Origin of the sequence: Blautia sp. MSK18_10, from assembly GCF_020553185.1 — a bacterium.
Taxonomy (GTDB): Bacteria; Bacillota; Clostridia; order Lachnospirales; family Lachnospiraceae; genus Blautia_A; species Blautia_A wexlerae.
In genome coordinates this window covers 55,936-72,447 of record NZ_JAJCGT010000008.1, presented here as the reverse complement: position 1 = coordinate 72,447, position 16,512 = coordinate 55,936, and the positions used below count along the sequence as shown (strand labels likewise).

Here is a 16,512-nt window from a genome sequence, read left to right as displayed (position 1 = left end):
TCCCTTATAACAAAATGAAAGTTTTATAAACACAAAAAGAATCCTGCCTGGGTTACTGTTCACTGATAATATTATAAAAGACACCGCCGCATGGGCGATGTCTTTTGTTTTATTCATTGTCCGGTCTGGTGCCGAGAGTCAGCTCTATAGTATTTTCTTCATATTCCCCATTAGTGGCTCTTGCAATAACTGCCTCAATCTTCTCTCCCGATTTATAATACTGCAGTTTATCCAGCAGATCATCACCATCACTGACTTTCTGTCCATCGAATTTTACGATGATGTCGCCTTTACAGATACCTGCCTCCTGTGCCGGGGAATCATTCTCCACATTTCTTACAAAAGCGCCTGTGGGCATATTATACATCTCAATTGCCTCTGTGGTCAGACTGGCAAGACTTACTCCCAGATATCCTTTTTTGCTGCTGTCTACTTTCTCCCTGGTCTCACGATTCATCAGTTCTTCCAGAATAGGCTTTGCTTTGGAAATAGGAATGGCATATCCCATACCTTCTACGGCACTGTCTGCGTATTTTGCAGAATTGATGCCGATCAGCTCGCCTTTCATATTCAAAAGTGCACCACCACTGTTACCCGGATTGATCGCCGCATCCGTCTGGATCAGCCCTGTACTGTTCGTTCCGTCATCTGTAGAAATCGTCCGGTTCAATGCACTTATCCAGCCTGATGTTACAGACTGACCATATCCAAGCGCATTACCGATCGCAACTACCTGCTGCCCTACTGCCAGATCATCCGAACTTCCTATCTGAGCAATCTTGATCTGATTTAAAGTGTCCTCAGGGATATCCGATTTCTTCACCGCAACTACTGCCAGATCATTATCAGCATCTGTACCCTTAATCTTGGCACTGACTGCATCCTCTACATTCAGATCTCCATTATCTCCCGCATTCACAGTCTCTGTCTCTGCATTTGCCACATCATCCCCGATAAAGCAGACACTCAGAGTTGTAGCTCCATCCACCACGTGATTATTCGTTGCGATCAGAAGCTCATCATCATTATCTCCAACGATAATCCCTGAACCTGTTGACGCACTCTTATATTGGCGGGAACTATATCCGAAAAAGCTTGGTATTTCCTGAACACTGACAGTAGTGATCGCAACTACAGAAGGCATGGAAGCCTGAGCCACTGCTGCTACTGTTCCATTCTCAGAGTCAGACAGCACCTTATCGGCAGTGCTGTCATCTGATGCCGTTTCCTGAAGATCCACACTGTCTGTAGTTTTAATCTGCACCGAAGACTTACCTGTATTCAGGAATCTGTCTGCTGCAAAATTCGCCGCCTGAAATACAACTGCCGCCACCAGGCCAAAGATCACAGCCAGTGCGATTGTCGTCCCTGCTTTTTTCTGAAAAGAATTCTGATTTCTTCTGTGTCCAGAGGGACCGGATGGTTTCAAAACAGTTCCCTGTTCTTCATGGAACTGATAATGTTCATATCTGGGCTGCTGACCGGAATCATCTGTTTTTTCACCCAGGTTTCTTTCATCATTCATGTAATCTGCTCCCTTCTGTTCCTGTATTACTGTTTATCGGAGCACTCCCCGAAATAAACAATGATCTGTAACTGTTTTATTTCTGCACAGTTACAGCAATTCTTCTCCTGAACTCTGGAATCAGTATATCAATTAATTGTGTTCAAAATGTGACAATTATCGTAAATTGGCGTGTCTTAAGGTTATCCGCTTACCTTTATTTTCTGTTCCAGTAATATGGACTCATGGTACATGCAAGAACAACTTTCCGGGGAAGTTTTCTGTATCTTTTCCCCAGGAAATATCCTGCATATTTCATTCCGCTCTGCCAGATCAGCTGAGGAATCAGCCAGAAGTGTCCCGTTCTTATCAGATAGCCCAGGCTTCTTTTTACCAGACGGATTCCCTCTCCCTCAGAAGGTACTCCTTCAAAAATCTCCGGATGCTCTGCCTGGGATACTCCCAGATCGAAGTTTCTGTGGAACTGCTGTCTTCCGGAATAATTATGGGAATGATATACTCTCGCATCTGCCGCATAGACAACTGAATAGCCTTTCTGAATCATTGTTCCGGCACAGATCATATCTTCATTGAAAATCGCCCGCTCTGTAAAACCGCCTGTTTTCAGATAAATCCCTTTATCATAGGCCGCGCACACATTAGAACAGAAATAGGTCTTGATCCCGTACTTATCAATATCATCCAGTGACTTTACCGAGGACTGCTCCGGATAATTAAAAGAACGGGTATAACGTTCCAGAAAGCGACAGTCTGCCTTAGGCAATTGTCTTGCATAGGCTGCTCCTGCACCCGGATTTTCACTGACAGCACAGACAAGATTTCCAATTACTTTTCTGTCAGCAGGGAGAGCATCCTGTGTCATAAAGATCATAATATCTGCATTCGAAAGTTCTGCTGCCCTTCTTCTGGTTCCGCCATGATCAAAATCCTTCTGTTCCAGGTGATGAACCTCAAGGATCGGACATTTCTCCCATTCTCTGTTCCAGTACTGCTCTCCCGTATTCATAACCAGAATCCTGCGGGGACGATATTCCTGTTCTTCCAGTCTGTGCAGCAGTTCTCCAAATTCTCTGCCGGGACGATAGGCAGGAATGATTACATCAACTGTCACAGTGTCATTATATTTTTCCTTATGCGTCATCCTCAACACTCCTTATCTGAAAAGAGGACCATCCTTTCCAACAGATGGTCCTCTTTTCTATTATTTATATTTTTATAGCAGTTCCCTGTTACTGTTCTTCAGAACTTGCTCCGGAATCTGCTGCTGAATCATCGCTGAATCCATCGTCGCCGCCTGTCTCATCTCCACCGGTGTCATCGCCGCCGGTCTCATCTCCACCGGTGTCATCGCCGCCGTCGTAGTCTCCACCACCGGTGTCATCGCCGCCGTCGTAGTCTCCACCACCAGTGTCACTGCCGGTGTCATCGCCGCCATTATCATAACCGCCATCATAACCGCCGTTATCATAATCACTGTCATAATCGCCGCTGTTATCCGTACTGCCGGAGGTATTATCGCCGGACCATACAAAAGTGTCATTTGCATTTGTGGTATCAGTGTCCTGTGTCGTAGTCTTGGCTGCATCATCCAGCTTACCTTCTCCGCCGACGATCTCAAGTATCTTATTACTGCGGGCCACTACCTCAGAAGACGGAGTATAATCCTGATCATCATACAGGAACTTGTGAAGTTCAACTACATTGTTCTCAAGATCAGTAGGAACAATAATACTTCCCTTGATATTAGAGAATTTAAACTTCTGCGGGAATCCCGTACTGTCTGTAAATTTATATCCGATCAGAGTCGGAATAAGTCCCAGAATATCCTGTTTTGAAAGAGATGTTGTAACCATCGGGAATACATCATCCATAATCTTAAAGATAGAAGAAAGACCTGCTATCTTCGCCTTATCAAAGAGCATTCCAAGTACTCGTCTCTGACGCTCTGTACGTCCCATATCCAGACTTGCAGTATAACGGATACGGCAATAGGATGTCGCCTGTACACCGTTCAGATGATAAGTTCCTACAATGGCTTCCTCATCTTCCGGCTTTGGCTCCGGTTTCTCGATTGGAGTGTAATCTTTCCCTGTCAGCTTGGATGTTTCCACGCAATAGTTATTCATATGTTCAATTTCCGCATAAGATAACGGAATATCAAGACCGCCAAGATCATCTACCACTTCTACAAGTGCAGAAAAATCGGCCGTCGCATAATCGGAAATATCCAGATCCAGGTTTGTATTTAACATAGTGATCGCCTGTTCCGGACCACCCAGCGCATAGGCTGCATTTGCCTTCGTATAGGTATCATCTCCAACATTGAGAAGTGTATCTCTGTATACGGAAACCATACGCACTTCTTTTGTATCGTTGTTTACACTCACAATGATCATGGTATCACTGTTCTGTGCAGAATACTGGGAGCCTTCCCCTCTGGTATCAATACCAAACAGCACATAGGTCTTGTATCCTGTCATCTTTGGTGCTTCCTGGTTTACGACTATTTTTTCCTTTTTCAGTTCCGGCTGCTCGATCTTATCCAGCCTGGAAGAAATCTGTCCATACACATACAGCCCGCCAATAAACAGCAGCAGTACAATGATCTCAAGCACAAACAGTACTTTTTTCTTTTTTCCTGGTTTAGCCATGCCTTTTTCCCCTTATCTTAATATGCATTTTTGTTTATAAATCCCTTGAAAAATGTAAGGAATATAATCTTGATATCCAGCCCTATGCTCCAGTTTTCAATGTAATAAAGGTCATATTCGATTCTTTTTCTTATGGATGTGTCTCCGCGGTAACCATTCACCTGAGCCCAGCCGGTAAGTCCCGGGCGAACCTGATGTTTCACCATATATCTCGGGATTTCTTCTCTGAATTTCTCTACAAAAAACGGCCGCTCCGGTCGTGGTCCCACAAGACTCATGTTACCCTTCAGTATGTTGAAAAGCTGTGGCAGTTCATCAATACTGGTGTGACGCATAAACTTTCCGATGGGTGTTACTCTTGGGTCATTCTTTACTGTCCATGCCTTCTTCTCTTCCGATTCCGGCTGTACTTCCATGGAACGGAACTTGTACATCCGAAAAGTCTGGTTATGAAGTCCAACCCTCTCCTGTTTATAGATCAGTGGTCCCGGTGATGTCAGCTTAATGATAGCACACATTAACAGCATCAGCGGTGAGGTTACTATGATTCCAACAATAGATCCTGCAATGTCCATCGCCCGCTTGACCAGTGCATTGAATGTATTGTTCAACGGTACATAACGGATATTGATAACCGGAAGTCCCAGTATATCTTCTGTGTATGGTTTTGTCGGAATGATCTTATTATAATCCGGGATAAACTTGGTGTGTACTCCGGATTTTTCACACAGTGCTACAATCTCTTCCAGGCGGTAATATTCACTTAAGCCCAGAGTGATCGCTATTTCATCCAGCCGGTTCTCCGGAAGTATTATATTCAGATTGGCAATCCTTCCAAGAACTTTGATTCCCTTGTACTCTGTTCCTGCCGGAACATTGTCATCCAGTATTCCGCGGATCACATATCCCCACTGAGGATTGGCAAGAACTCTGTCAATGTATTCCTCTGCTGCGCGGCTGTATCCCACACAGATCATCTGTTTCTGATTCAGTCCCTTCTCTCTCATATTTCTCAGAAGAGCGAAAATCAACATTCGGGCACACCACTGAAGCACAATATTAATTACATAAAACATAATATAAGTAGAACGGGAAAAATCGCTCTCATCTATCATGTAAAATGTAAACATCAGAATAAGGAGCCCAAGCGAGTTGGCCTTTACAATATTAGCCAATACAAGCCGACGCCCCTGCATCCGCATGGGAGTATACAATGTGAAAGCCTGATACAACAACAGATAAACCGGTACAATAAAAACCAGCATCAGCATATACTGCTGAAAGCTTCTGGTTCTGACTGCTGTTGCTGCCATAGGACCAACAAAACGGATCAGCCATGCCAGAAAATATGACAGTACCAGTACAATTGCATCAATGATCATATGGAGACGACTGAAATTCTTTTCATTGTCCTTTAGCAATCTTTTGTCACCTCATTTTTTTATCGTTTCTATATTATAATAGTTGTTTTATAAAAGCAATAAAAATTTATCTTTCTTTCTTATCATCCGCACAAACGCCTGAAGATATTCACCCACAATTCAACTTGAATCCTAAAATAGTTTGACAGATTTTGAAATTTAAAAGGTATTTTATGATTTTTTTTACTGATCTGGAATCCATTCTTAATTCCCGCAATATACTCTCTTCCGAATCCTTTCAGCGTAAAAAACAGAATTTTGATTCCAAATCCTGCAACAAGAAACGGAAGATTGATAATAATCTGTAACACCGGCATATTTTTGTATATCAGATAAATATTATTTCTGGAAGAATACCGGATCTTGAACTGATTATATCTGGATCCGCTGGTACCGCTTCCCACATGGTATACCATGGCATCAGGTGCATACCAGTTTTCATATCCGTAGATCCTGGCCCGGTATCCCACGTCCATGTCCTCCAGATATGCAAAATGTTCTTCGTCAAAATATCCCAGCTCATCAAAGATCTTCTTTCTGTAAATAGCAGCTCCTGCGCAGGAAGCAAAAATCTTCTCTTCCTTTTCATAGGTATGGATATCTTTCCCTTTACCTCTCGCATAAGCCCATCCAAGTGCGCAGTAATAGTTTCCTGCGTCATCCAGCCTGTCCCTGTCATGAAACTGAATCATTCTGGCAGCACAGGAAAAAGCTTTGGGATGCCTTTTGATGGCTGACAGCATTTCTTCTATAAAATTCTCCGTTACTTCAATATCATTGTTTAAAAGCAGTACATAAGGTGAGCGTGATGCTCTGATCCCTTCATTGACCGCTTTACAGAATCCGAAATTCTCCGGCAGTTCGATCAGATGGACCCATGGATACCTTGCAGCAACAAAAGCACAGCTTCCGTCATTGGATCCATTATCCACAAGAATTACATCAAAATTGCTTACAGTCTGACACTCCAGACCTGCAAGTACGCCATCCAGATAAGCCATCCCATTAAAATTCGGAATGATCACTGATACTTCCTGCATGATTTCCTCCCTGTCTTCTCTTTTTTCTGTCCTGCTTCTGTCTCCATTCCCGGGATTGGCTTCAGAGAATAATTCCATTTGGTAAGAGACAGGTTTTTGTTATAACAGGGATCTCCGTTTTTGAGAATGTCTATCCAGTGACATCGCATATATTCAATCTCCGTCTGAAAACGGCGCACTTTCTCCTTGCTGTCTTCAGCTCCTCTGGTCTTTGATTCCATATGATAAAGCTTCGCATAGGGATCATATACGATCAGATAGCCGTTTTTTCTTACTTTCAGGCAAAGATCCACATCATTAAATGCCACAGCCAGTTCTTCTGTAAATCCTCCTGCCTGCTCAAAAACCTCTTTCTTCATCAACAGACAGGCGGCAGTCACTGCACTCATATCCTGAAGAAGGGATGCCTTATGCAGATAGCCGGTACGGTCCGCAGGCATATCTACGAACATATGCCCCGCAATACCGCCCATTCCGATCACACATCCTGCATGCTGGATCGTATTATCCGGATAAATGAGCTTTGCTCCGACACCGCCCACTTCCGGACGCTGACACACTCCAAGCATTTCTTCCAGCCAGTCCGGATTGATGGATTTTACATCATTATTCAGGAAAAGCAGATATTCTCCCTTTGCATGCGCCGCAGCAAAGTTATTGATGGCAGAATAATTAAATTCTTTTCCCCATCTCAAAAGATGGATCTTTCGGTTTCCGGAAAGCTCTTTATAATATCGGAAAATCTCATCAGTGGTACTGTTATTCTCCACGATTATGATCTCAAAATTCTGATAACCGGTATTCTTCTCCAGCATTTCCAGACAGGTCTGAAGAGTCTCTTTCTCGTCTTTGTTTGGTATGATAACAGACACCAGAGGTTTTCCCTGCACCGGATATTTCACCCGGTAAAAGCCCAGATCCTGTGTATGGCTTACCTCGCCTTTTGTACCTGTTCTCTCAAGATGAGCTTCTATTGCTCTCTTGCCGGCTTCAAATGCGTACATTTTACTGGCAGGATTATCTGCAGTGGAGGCTTTGTGTGTTCTCCAGTGATACAGGATTTCCGGAACATGCAAAACCTCTCCGGCATTCTCCGTACAGCGGAATATAAAATCGTAATCCTGAGCTCCGTCGAATTCTTTTCGGAAACCTCCGGTCTTTTCTACAATACTCTTTCGCACTACAAAAAAGTGGCAGATATAATTATTGGAACGCAGGAGATCCAGATTAAAATCCGATTTCAGATGTGGCTGAAAATGCTCGTCCAGTTCTGTTGTAACCTTATCCTCGTCTGTATAAAGCGCATCTGCCTGCGGATGATCCTGCAGTATTTTCACGATCTCATATAATGCATTGGGTGCCAGCAGGTCATCATGGTCAAGAAGCCCCACAAATTCACCTTTTGCCATTGCAAACGCGCGGTTTGTGTTCTCTGCAATGCCAAGGTTCTCTTTGAGATTGCAGAATCTTACCCGGGAATCTCCGGCTGAATATTCTGCCAGTACTTTCTGCATCTCCTCATTGTCAGGACTTGCATTTACGATACACAGCTCCCAGTTTGAATAGGTCTGAACGATCAGTGATTCTATCATCTGTCTCAAAAATTCTACAGGTGTCTGATAAGCCGGAACTGCAATGCTGATCAGCGGTGAATAATCAAATTTCTGTTTCCTCTGTGTTTCCAGTGTTTCCTCCGTCGGAATGTAAGCCCGGTACCATGGACCATATGGTACTTCTTCCGGTTCAAAACGTTCATGCAGCCTGATCCAGAATTCCTTTGGTCCATAATGCTTCATGTAGCGGAACCCTTTCCGGATCGTATAGGGGGAAAGCTTCCTGAACATTTTCGTCCACTGGATTTTTCCTCCTGCAGATGGTTTTTTACTCATATGATAACCTCGATTTTTACTATGATTTTTTATTTTAACATTGTATGATATTTTTTGCAAGAAAGGAGAGAAATGTGTTATACTGTTATTGTTTTTATGGTTACTGTTCACTTACAATGAACAGTAACTTTTCAATATTTTTATACACAGGAGTATTATATACCATGATGATAAAGAAAAAAAGAATCACTGCAGCCCTGATGGCTCTGGGACTTGGTGCTGTCACCATGTTTTCACAGTTTCCGGTATCTGCTGCTGAAGAAACAGCTCAGAATACAGACGCCGCCGCACAGACAGCAGATCCGTCTGTCGTAGTCACCAACGGTATCGACGGATGGCCCCAGGCTTCCGATATTTCGTCTGCCGCGGCAATTGTAATGGAAACTTCCACAAACACAGTCCTGTATTCCAAAAATGCAGATCAGCCTCTTTACCCTGCAAGCGCAGTCAAGATTATGACCTGCCTGGTTGCTCTTGAGAACAGCAGTCTGGATGAACAGGTAACCATGACTGCAACCGGTGTTTCCGGTGTTACTGACGGAGGAGCCAATATTTCCTCACAGTTAGATGAGGTTTTCACCATGGAACAATGTTTATATGCCATCATGGTTGCCTCTGCCAATGATATCGCACTGCAGGTAGCTGAACATGTGGGAGGTTCTGTGGATGCTTTTGTACAGACAATGAATACCCGGGCACAGGAGCTTGGCTGCACCAATACTGTCTTTACCAATCCTACCGGTCTTCCTGATGAGAACCAGCATATCACCGCCCATGATATGGCTCTGATCATGGAAGCAGCTATGGCAAATGACACTTTCCGCACCATTGCAGCAACTACTTCCTATACACTTCCGGCAACAAATGTTTCCGGCGGTGAACGTGTACTCACAAACAATTTTACCATGATAAACAGCACCAGCGACGGTTATTATAAACCCTGTATCGGCGGTAAGGAAGGGTACACAGAAGCTTCCGGAAGTACCCTGGTATGTGAAGCTTCCAAAAATAACATGAAGCTGGTATGCATTGTATTAAATGGCGCATCCGGTGTTACCAATAATGAAGCGATCGCGCTTCTCAATTATGGTTTTGACAATTTTGCACCCCTTACCATCGCAGACAATGATTTTAACCGTCTTTCCGGTGGTACAGTCATTGCACCAAACGGTGCCACAGAAGATAATCTGACCACAGAAGATACTTCTTCTGACGGACAGATCACACGCCAGTATTACTTTGGAGGAACTCCTGTAGGAACTGCGATTCTGGAAGACGCAGAGCAGCAGACAAATGATGCCGCAGTAACCGGTCAGAAGAATATGGAGGCAGCACAGGCATATTCTGCTTCCCATACAACTGCTCCTTATTATATCATCGGGGCGATCGGGGCAGCATTCCTGCTGTTTTTCCTGTTCCTGATGATCAAAGTGATCAAATCCTGAAGCCTGCTTCTGAATACCAGACAGTAACCATTTCTTTGATAGATAAAATAGATAAATTTAAGGGACTTCCGCAAAAGCTTTTCATGCGGCAGTCCCTTTATTTCTTTTAAGGCAAGATTAAAAATGCCCAGCAGGCAAATGGCGAAATCACCAGCAGTACAGTCAGTACTCTGTATATCAGACTCCGCACCTTTTCATTTTTCACTGTTTTTGTCAGAATATTATTCCAGCCCAGCGTAACAAAGTACATCAGAGGATATAATGCAGGCATAAGATATCTTCCCTGTGGCTGATTATCACTGTAATAAACATAATACAGAAACAGAAATACCGGAATCATAATCAGAAATACCATCATCAAATGGAAAATACCTTCTTTATTCCACTCTCGGGATATCACCTTTGTTTTAATCTTCCATCTGTCATTTCCAACTGCTTTCCGCTGTGCAACATACATTTTTTTTCTCAGATCAAATGTCTCTTTTACAAAAAATACACTGATGATCCCAACAGCAAAGAACAGCATATACAGTTTGCTGACCGTATATGGCATATAAATTTCCATCTGTCCAAAAGTACCGATGAAACTTACACACACTGTCAGAATCCAGTTATGATACCAGCCCGGATCCTGATAAAGGATAATATCTTTCCAGTTCCATCCCAGCTTTGCAGGAGTCGGATACAGTGACGGTCTGTAATCATTCTGAGCATATTTTTCCGCACATTCCGCACAGGATTTCCTTCCCAGGAAATCTCCGTTATACAAAACTGCGTTACGGATGAACCACCAGCCGCAGAGAACTAAAGTAACTGCTGCGATCACTGCTCCTCTGCTGAAAAGGAAACGAACTCTCTGTGAAAAAGCTTCTTCTCTGCAGAGTAATACCGTAAAACAGAAGAAGAAAAAACTGCAGAGTATCCAACCGTATGCATTATAATAAGACAATGCACATACGGCCATTCCCACTGCAAGGAGTATACAGTTTTTCCATGTCCAGTCTTCTCTCAGATAAGAGACCCATGCATACAAGATCATGGCTGCTGCCAGCAGTGCCAGTGAGTCTGTATTCACATAAGTTCCCATAAAGATTGCCTGCGGCATAAATCCTGCCAGTGCTGCAAACAGCCATCTAACTTCTCTGGAATATTTTTCTTTCGGAAACAGTTTGCCCGAAGCTTTTACAACAAAATACACTGCACCTGTGACAAACAGTACATCTGCCATACGTGCAATTTTGAACATGGAGTATCCCGGATCTGCAAAAAGCCGGGATATTCTCATAAATAATGCAGACACCATATAAGATACAACCGGATAATATGCATAGGAAATTCCCCACACTTTATTCCTGACAGCCGGATCATCTCCCCCCGGAAGAGCTCCATGATGTTTATAAATGTAATCTGCAACATAATATCTCATCTGTTCATCCGGCCCTGAATTAAAAGGCTGTGTCATCGCCCAGGTTGTCAGCAGGATAAACGCCAGAAATACAAAAATGAAAATTTCTGTTTTTTCATTGATCTCTTTCTTTTTCTTTAACATATCTTCTTTCACATTCATTTTATAGCAATTTCATCTTCAGATTCTTTTCAGAGAAAAGTCCTGGCTCTTCAGAGTGAGATTGGGGTTATAATAAGGATCTCCGTTCTTCAGGATCTCCGGCCATTTTTTCTCAAAGGTGGCAATTTCTTTGTTAAATCGTGCCACTTTTTCCGGAGTATCCTCAAGACCTCTGGATTTGGATTCATAATGGTATAATTCCGCATATGGATTATACACGATCAGATATCCCGCCTTTCTCAGCTTCATGCAGAAATCAATATCATTAAATGCAACAGCCAGTTCCTCTGAAAGTCCTCCCACTGCATCAAATGCAGATTTCTTCACCATCATGCAGGCAGCTGTAACCGCACTGTAATCCTGTGCACAGATAATTCTGTGACAATATCCGGTGGTACCTCTCTTCTGCTGGACAAAACAGTGTCCTGCAATTCCGCCAAAACCGATCACAACACCTGCATGCTGGATCGTATCATCCTCATAATAAAGTCTTGCACCCACTGCACCTACATCTTTACGCATGCAATAACCCAGGAGTTCTTCCAGACAGTCCGGATTAATGATCTCTGTATCATTGTTAAGCAGAAGCAGATACTCACCCTTTGCAAAAGATGCACCATAGTTATTAATGGCAGAATAGTTAAAGACTCCGTCCCAGTATACCATGCGGACCTTCGGATTCTCTGCCTCCAGTTTTTTGTAATATTCAAAAGTAGCAGAATCTGTACTGTTATTCTCTACAATAATGTACTCATAATTTTTGTACGTAGATTTCTGTTCAATGGATTCCATACATCTCTTCAGATCATCAATATGGTCTTTATTCGGAATAATAATAGAAATCAGTGGATCATGATCTCTGATAAACTTCGTTCTGTACAGCCCCAGATATTCACCCTTAAAAACCTCTGCGTGGATTCCTGTTCTCTCATAGTGAGCCTGTACTGCACGTCTTCCGGCTTCAAAGGCATAAAGCTTGCTCTCGGGATTCTCTGCTGTGGAGTCCTCATGGCAACGCCAGTGATACAGGATTTTGGGAATATGACAGATTTCTTCATCCTTTACTGCTTCCACACAGCGTAACACAAAATCATAATCCTGTGCACCGTCAAACTCACTTCGCAGCCCGCCAACTTTTTCAATTACTTTTCGTGATACCACAAACAGATGGCAGATATAATTGACCGTGCACAGCAGATCCGGATTATAGTCCGGTTTAAAATGCGGCTGAAAGAATTTATGTCCATCCATAGACATCTTATCTTCATCTGTGTAGATCACCAGTGTCTGCGGTTTCTCATTTATTGCTTTCACACATTCAAATAATGCATTCGGCGTCAGCTCATCATCATGGTCTGCAAAGGCAATGAAATCACCTGTTGCAATTTCAATGGCACTGTTGGTATTCTCTGAAATCTGAAGCGGCTCCTCATGAGAAACGTATTTAATTCTGTTATCCTTCGCTGTCAGTTCTTTTAACAATTCCGTCAGCGGTGACTGTGCGCCGCTTCCGTCAGAGAAACAAAGTTCCCAGTTTGAATAAGTCTGTTCCTGAAATGATTCTGTCAGTCTTCTGAGATATTTCTCCGGTGTCTTATACAGCGGTACTACAAAAGAAAGCTTGGGTCTGTATCCAAAGGATGTTTTCTTCTGTTTCTCCAGTTCGTTCCTGTCCGGCAGATGATGTCTGATCCATTTCTGATAGGATGGCGGTCCCTGACGCACATTTTTAACCTTTGTCACTACCTTCTCAGCAAGAGCCGCCGCACCCTGAGATTTCCAGTAGCGGATTCCTTTTTCTACATATTTGTCTAATTTCTTTGCCAGAATATCAGCTTTTCTCAGAGGAACCACATGTACAGTTTTCTTCTCGCCTGCATAAAACACTACATACAGGCATTTTCCCGAAACGTTGGTGATCTCAGAAAAGAATCCTGTCTTTCCCGGATCCTGTGCTTCTTCAAACAGCTGGTTGACATCCACCCTGTCTGTTCTCTGGATTTCAGCGGCAACCGGCTTTTTATCCGCATCAAAGATACGGACAGTCACAGGCTTGGGTGCAATGGCCCACCCTCTGATCCGTACAGTTCCCTGTTCTGCACTCTCTTCTTCAAAATATACCTGCGGTTTATCTCTTTTTTTATCCAGTTCACCGGCAGTGATGGAAAACCAGACATGTTTTTTATCCGGAAACTTCTCATAGATCACAAGCTTATGATACCCCTCCAGATTTTCCGGTATCTGAACAGTTGCCGTAATCTGTATTCCCTGCATTTTCTCCGGATCTTTAAAACGTTCCAGTGCACTTACATTTTCATTTTCTTTCACAGACACCTTCAGTTTGTGCTGATCCAGATATGCCTCCATCACCGCATCTTTCGGCCAGTGTCCCTGCACAATATACTGTGTCCTGTCTGATAAATGAAATCTTTCTCTTACTACTTCAAATATTTCCTTAGGCATGTTAATCTCCGTTCTTCTCCTGTTTTCTCAGAGAACAGTCTGTGTTGTTTAATGTCAGATTGGGATTATAATAAGGATCTCCTTTCAGGAGCTCTCTTTCCCATTTTCTCCGGAAACAGTTTACTTCTCTGGAAAAACGCAGCTGTTTCTCCGGTGTATCTTCCATTCCTCTGGATTTGGATTCATAATGATACAGTTCTGCATACGGTGTGAATACAATTTTCACTCCATATTTTCTCACTTTCATACAGAGGTCAATATCATTAAATGCAACCTTCAGCTCCTCGTCAAATCCTCCAACTGCTTTAAAAACAGAAGTCTTTACCATCATGCAGGCGGCAGTGACTGCACTTATCTCCTGCACACAGCGCAGACGTCCCATATATCCTTCCGCATCCCGGGGAAGTTTACATAATACATGGGCAGCAACTCCACCAAGACCAACTACCACTCCTGCATGCTGAATGGTATCATCCGGATAATACAGTTTCGCACCGGCCATTCCCACGTCTTTTTGCTGACAAAGCTGAAGCATTTCTTCAAGCCAGCTCTCTGTAATAATCTCCACATCATTGTTAAGAAACAGCAGATACTCTCCCCGTGCCTCTCTTACTGCAAAATTATTGATCGCAGAATAATTGAATTCTTTTTTCCATGTAAGGATCCTTACATTTGGGTATCTGTTTTTCAGTGTCTCATAGTATACAAAGGTTTCTTTTTCCACACTGTTGTTCTCAACAATAATGATCTCGTAATTCTTCCATGTTGTCTTCTCTTCTATGGATGAAATACACAGTTCCAGATCATTAATGTGATCTTTACTTGGAATGATCACAGAAATCATCGGTTCGCCGGAAATAGTCAGATGGCTTCTGTACCATCCCTTCTTGTCTGCAAGTTCCGCTGTTGCAGAAACCTCTGCCCTGCGGTAATGCTCCTCCAGTGCCTTTCTGCCTGCTTCCCAGTTTTTCTTCTCCTGTTCTTCTGTGATCAGGTTCTCTGCTTTCATGGAATGACAGAGGATCTTTGGAATATGCACAATATTCTCTGCCTGCTCACTGCATCTTAAGAGCATATCATAATCCTGTGCACCATCATATTCCGGATCAAACTTTCCGGCCTGTTCCAGAATTTCCTTCCGGATTGCCCAGAACTGTCCGATATAATTATTTTCCCTTAATCTGAACAGATTGAAATCCGGCTTGAATTCCGGCTCAGAATAATGTTTTCCGTCTGCGCTGATCTCATCTTCATCTGTATAGATCATATCCGCTTTTTTCTCTGTGATCGCTTTGACCATCTGAAAAAGTGCATCAGGTTCAGGTATGATCTCCTGACCGGCAAACAGAACATACTCTCCCATTGCAAGTTTCAGAGATGCATTAAGATTTCCCGAAATGCCGTTGTTTTCCGTAACCTTCTTGTAGGAAAGGCGGGTCTCTTTTTTATATTTTTTCCGCAGAAACTCTCCTGTTTCCTCTCCCTCACATGCATCTGCAAGACACAGCTGCCAGTTACCATAGGTCTGTTCTGTATAAGCATCGATCACACTTTTTAACCTTTGTTCATCTGTATCCGTCACCACCATCACAATACTGATCAGCGGTGAATAAGAAAAAACAGCATTTCTCTGTCTTTTTAATTCCTTTCGGAATGCGACATGATCTTTCAGCCAGTCTTCATAATCCTGATCTCCGTCCTTAAGCTGGGAATTTCTCACATAACGGATAAATCTTCCAATACCGTTTTTCTTTATATATTCCTGATTCTTCTGCCTGTTCTTCAGAGACAGCAGTTTCATCTGCTGATACAGTCCGGTATTTTCCCGTTTTATTTTTTTTACATTTACAGTATAAATTTTCTGTACATCTTTTCCCCTGAAACAGATGCAGATATTCTGATCGTTTGTATTCTCCAGATTGACAGTAATACTGAATCCCAGATTTCTTTTCTCTTCTTCGGAAATCCCCTTTGCCTCTTCCACGTCCGGACGTCTTTGTCTGGTGATCGTACATTCCAGAACCTTCCCATCTGTACCCTGTACAAATATCTCATCCGGCTCCAGCTGGTTTACAACCCAGCCTCTGACTGTCAGGATACTCTCCTGTGTGATCTGTTCCTCATCAATATGATATTCAATAAGACTTTCCTCACAAAAGTCCTTCACTTCTGCAGCTGTGGCTTCCCAGATGATTTCTTTTTCATCTCCCGCTCTCAGCGCAAGCTGCAGTTTCTCATGTTCTTCTGCAAGTTTTATAATTTCCGGTATCTTTACTGTGAATCCGACATTTCCCACTTCTTTTATATCTTTTGTTTCTTTTAAATCTTTGGCAACATCCGCTCTTTCACAACGTGAAGGTTCAGGAACGGAGAGTTCCTTTCCCGAGCCATAAAGAATGAAATCACATTCTGACTGATCTCTGGTTATCGCCCATCCGGTAATGGCCAGAGTATGATCTTCTTTGTCACTGTATATTTTTTTATCTACACTCCAAAGTATATTTCCCATAA

General features: G+C 42.9%; 10 protein-coding genes. 1 reads left to right on the top strand and 9 read right to left on the bottom strand.

What is annotated here, in order from left to right; all coding sequences use genetic code 11:
- Positions 1-109 precede the first annotated feature (109 nt).
- The 6 genes from LI074_RS05655 to LI074_RS05630 all read right to left on the bottom strand — a co-directional run bounded on the left by LI074_RS05655 (position 110) and on the right by LI074_RS05630 (position 8,526).
- On the bottom strand, positions 110-1,525 hold the full coding sequence (locus tag LI074_RS05655; RefSeq protein WP_008706097.1) for a S1C family serine protease: 1,416 nt from the start codon (positions 1,523-1,525) through the stop codon (positions 110-112).
- Between the two features lie 196 nt (positions 1,526-1,721).
- Positions 1,722-2,666 carry a glycosyltransferase family 2 protein gene (locus tag LI074_RS05650; RefSeq protein ID WP_020993488.1) on the bottom strand — a complete coding sequence of 315 codons (945 nt, stop codon included), beginning with the start codon at positions 2,664-2,666 and terminating at the stop codon, positions 1,722-1,724.
- An 88-nt stretch (positions 2,667-2,754) separates the two neighbouring features.
- On the bottom strand, positions 2,755-4,176 hold the full coding sequence (locus LI074_RS05645; protein WP_008706102.1) for an LCP family protein: 1,422 nt from the start codon (positions 4,174-4,176) through the stop codon (positions 2,755-2,757).
- Positions 4,177-4,193: 17 nt separating this feature from the next.
- Positions 4,194-5,597 carry an undecaprenyl-phosphate glucose phosphotransferase gene (locus LI074_RS05640; protein ID WP_008706104.1) on the bottom strand — a complete coding sequence of 468 codons (1,404 nt, stop codon included), beginning with the start codon at positions 5,595-5,597 and terminating at the stop codon, positions 4,194-4,196.
- Positions 5,598-5,680: 83 nt separating this feature from the next.
- Entirely contained in the window at positions 5,681-6,637 is a 957-nt protein-coding gene (locus LI074_RS05635; RefSeq protein WP_008706107.1) for a glycosyltransferase family 2 protein, read from the bottom strand.
- Positions 6,619-8,526: a glycosyltransferase family 2 protein gene (locus tag LI074_RS05630; RefSeq protein WP_008706108.1), complete on the bottom strand. Its 1,908-nt coding sequence runs from the start codon at positions 8,524-8,526 to the stop codon at positions 6,619-6,621. Before LI074_RS05630 ends, LI074_RS05635 begins: the two co-directional genes overlap by 19 nt.
- Before the next feature lie 164 nt (positions 8,527-8,690).
- On the opposite strand from LI074_RS05630, the gene LI074_RS05625 reads away from it, so the two are divergent.
- Complete coding sequence (locus LI074_RS05625) at positions 8,691-9,971, top strand: D-alanyl-D-alanine carboxypeptidase family protein (protein WP_226824557.1); 1,281 nt, start codon at positions 8,691-8,693, stop codon at positions 9,969-9,971.
- 106 nt (positions 9,972-10,077) lie between these two features.
- Here the strand turns inward: LI074_RS05625 and LI074_RS05620 are convergent, their stop codons facing one another.
- From LI074_RS05620 to LI074_RS05610, 3 genes are read right to left on the bottom strand one after another with little or no spacing between them, the layout of a single operon-like run.
- A complete protein-coding gene (locus LI074_RS05620; protein ID WP_020993490.1) occupies positions 10,078-11,538 on the bottom strand; it encodes an ArnT family glycosyltransferase in 1,461 nt (486 codons plus the stop codon).
- A gap of 18 nt (positions 11,539-11,556) precedes the next feature.
- Positions 11,557-14,001 (bottom strand): glycosyltransferase family 2 protein, encoded by a 2,445-nt coding sequence (locus tag LI074_RS05615; protein WP_022380234.1) that lies wholly within the window; start codon positions 13,999-14,001, stop codon positions 11,557-11,559.
- Between the two features lies 1 nt (position 14,002).
- Positions 14,003-16,510, bottom strand: coding sequence for a glycosyltransferase family 2 protein (locus LI074_RS05610; RefSeq protein WP_081026389.1), 2,508 nt, complete (start codon positions 16,508-16,510; stop codon positions 14,003-14,005).
- Between the last annotated feature and the right edge of the window lie 2 nt (positions 16,511-16,512).

What these genes read in the sequence shown, in the direction of transcription:
- LI074_RS05610 (WP_081026389.1), bottom strand. Translation starts at nt 16,510, where the DNA reads ATGGGAAATATACTTTGGAGTGTAGATAAAAAAATATACAGTGACAAA.
- LI074_RS05635 (WP_008706107.1), bottom strand. Translation starts at nt 6,637, where the DNA reads ATGCAGGAAGTATCAGTGATCATTCCGAATTTTAATGGGATGGCTTAT.
- LI074_RS05625 (WP_226824557.1), top strand. Translation starts at nt 8,691, where the DNA reads ATGATGATAAAGAAAAAAAGAATCACTGCAGCCCTGATGGCTCTGGGA.
- LI074_RS05620 (WP_020993490.1), bottom strand. Translation starts at nt 11,538, where the DNA reads ATGAATGTGAAAGAAGATATGTTAAAGAAAAAGAAAGAGATCAATGAA.
- LI074_RS05615 (WP_022380234.1), bottom strand. Translation starts at nt 14,001, where the DNA reads ATGCCTAAGGAAATATTTGAAGTAGTAAGAGAAAGATTTCATTTATCA.
- LI074_RS05630 (WP_008706108.1), bottom strand. Translation starts at nt 8,526, where the DNA reads ATGAGTAAAAAACCATCTGCAGGAGGAAAAATCCAGTGGACGAAAATG.
- LI074_RS05655 (WP_008706097.1), bottom strand. Translation starts at nt 1,525, where the DNA reads ATGAATGATGAAAGAAACCTGGGTGAAAAAACAGATGATTCCGGTCAG.
- LI074_RS05650 (WP_020993488.1), bottom strand. Translation starts at nt 2,666, where the DNA reads ATGACGCATAAGGAAAAATATAATGACACTGTGACAGTTGATGTAATC.
- LI074_RS05645 (WP_008706102.1), bottom strand. Translation starts at nt 4,176, where the DNA reads ATGGCTAAACCAGGAAAAAAGAAAAAAGTACTGTTTGTGCTTGAGATC.